This is a genomic window from Mesorhizobium sp. M0293 (assembly GCF_040321735.1).
In the GTDB taxonomy this organism is placed as follows: domain Bacteria; phylum Pseudomonadota; class Alphaproteobacteria; order Rhizobiales; family Rhizobiaceae; genus Mesorhizobium.
In genome coordinates, this window is the sequence record NZ_JAMYSA010000250.1 from 1 (window position 1) to 2,217 (window position 2,217).

The following is a 2,217-nucleotide window of genomic DNA, read 5'->3' on the forward strand; positions in this document are numbered from 1 at the left end:
CGGGCTGATCCGGGCATCGAGAATAGGATGGTGCATGGTCAGGCTCCTTGTTGAAGAAGCCCGCCATGCTCTGCTTCCGCCGAACGACGCTCAACGCGAGCGCGACGACCGGTTCTCGATCTCTACCTCATGGCTCCAGTCTTTCAGGCAATGATTTCGATCTGCTTGCAGCACTCGGCACCGATCTGCCAGGGGGCGTGCAGGCATTGCCTAGTGATGGCGCGATAGCGGTCCCGCAGGATGCGTCAAAAGATAAGCCCAAGGCTCGGTTCTCACTTGCCGGCGTGCAGATGAAGCTGTCGGTCATAAAGAACACTGGAAAAGGCGGCGGCCTGACCTTGCCGATGGACGACGAGCAAGGCCGATACATCGCCAAATTCCCTTCGACGGCGTTTCCAGGCATTTCCGAAAATGAATTCGCCAACCTCGCGCTGGCCGCAGCGATCGGCATGGAGGTGCCTGAACGCGAACTTGTCGAGAAGTCCGATTTCGCGGATATTCCCGAAGAATTCAACACGCTGTCAGAGGGCAAGGTCCTTCTCGTCAAACGCTTCGATCGCGGCGCTGAGGGCGAGAGGATTCACATCGAGGATTTCGCTCAGGTCTTCGGCGTCTATCCCTCGCGCAAATATGAGGGCGCCGCTTATCACGACTTAGCCTCGGCCCTTGGCGCGGCCGTCTCGCCTAAGCGTGAATTTCGCGGTCATAGTGAATGCTCCCCTGTAAGACCCTTTTCCGGGTCGGTTAACATGCCTTCGAGAAAGTGCATGCAATCGCCGTGCCAATTCTGAATACGAAATTTATCTAATAAATTCAGCATATACATGAAACATACCTGCTCACGTCAAAGGCAATTGCATGCACTTTTTGCCTTGAAAGTAGCCAGTTTGACAGGCAGATTAAAATAGAGGCATAAGCAGGGGATATCGATTCGACGGGCCGCTGAGCTGCCCAACGAGAAGACCAAACGGAGGAAACTTGTCGGGGAAGCGCAGCTTGACCAGGTCGGGCACGACTGTGGATCAGATGGTGAGGGCGATCGGTGACCGGATCGTCACCGGCTTCTTGCGCCCCGGCGAAAAGCTAGACGAGACCTCCCTCGCAGCGCGCTTCGACGTATCACGCACCCCGGTGCGAGAGGCGCTCGGCCAGCTGAGCGCCATGGGTCTGGTCGAAAGGCGGCCAAACCGCGGCGCCATCGTCGCCGTGGTGACGCAGGAGCATCTCGCCTCGATGTTCGAGAGCATGGCCGAGCTGGAAGCGATCTGCGCGCGCTTCTCGGCCGAGCGCATGACCAGCAGCGAGCGCCGCGCGCTCGAGGTCGAGCACCAGGCCTCGGCGCGGATGGTGCGTCTGGGCGCCGAGGAGGACTACGAGTACTTCAACACGGAGTTCCACAGCAGGCTTTATCGCGGCGCCCACAACGCACATATCTACGAAATGACCGTGATGACGCGCAGTCGGCTGGCGCCGTTCCGCCGAGCCCAGTTCATGCTGCCAGGCCGGCTCGCCAAATCCTGGCAGGAGCACGATGCCATCGTCACCGCGATCATGCGCGGTGACGGCGCCGCCGCCGGCAAGGCAGCGCGGGACCACGTTTCCATCGTCAGCGAGGCGAGCGCCGTCTTTGCCGTCGGCGACCAGCCGAAAGCCGCAAGCACGGCGCCGGTTACCCGCATACTGAGAACCACCTGACTGCAGCACCGGTACATAGCGTCGAAGATGGATTTGGCGCGACGAACGCATAGCGGTCGCTAAGTTTGACCCTTTGGCTGTCACGGGATCAGCCGGCGTGGAACACGCGCATCACCTCGCGCCCGGCCGCCAGTGCCAGCCGCTCCAAGATTTCGAGCATCGGCCTGTCGTCAGATGCCGCCGCCGCTGTCGTATTGGTCTTCGGCAATGTCGCGCTCATTCAGCCAGTGTTCCAGGGCGTCGACCATCTCCTCGGCCGATTTGCCGAGTGTCTTGAGATGGATCTCCGGGTTTTCCGGCGCTTCATAAGGGGAATCGACGCCGGTGAAATTCTTGATCTCGCCATTCAGTGCGCGCGCATAGAGGCCCTTGGGATCACGCCTGGCGCATTCCTCGAACGGCGTGTCGACAAACACCTCGATGAACTCGCCGTCGGCCATCAATTCGCGCGCCATGCGCCGTTCGGCGCTGAACGGCGAAATGAACGACACGATGACGACCAACCCGGCATCGGCCATCAGT

Annotated in this window: 2 protein-coding genes and 1 pseudogene; 2 read left to right on the forward strand and 1 reads right to left on the reverse strand. The window is 60.2% G+C overall.

The window, feature by feature from the left end:
* Positions 1 to 131: 131 nt before the first annotated feature.
* A pseudogene (locus NKJ06_RS35175) lies at positions 132 to 686 on the forward strand (type II toxin-antitoxin system HipA family toxin); the annotation flags it as partial.
* A 310-nt stretch (positions 687 to 996) separates the two neighbouring features.
* Positions 997 to 1,695 carry a GntR family transcriptional regulator gene (locus tag NKJ06_RS35180; protein WP_352630208.1) on the forward strand — a complete coding sequence of 233 codons (699 nt, stop codon included), beginning with the start codon at positions 997 to 999 and terminating at the stop codon, positions 1,693 to 1,695.
* A gap of 170 nt (positions 1,696 to 1,865) precedes the next feature.
* Here the strand turns inward: NKJ06_RS35180 and NKJ06_RS35190 are convergent.
* The coding region (locus NKJ06_RS35190) for an adenylyl-sulfate kinase (RefSeq protein ID WP_352812522.1) at positions 1,866 to 2,217 on the reverse strand (352 nt) is incomplete at its 5' end.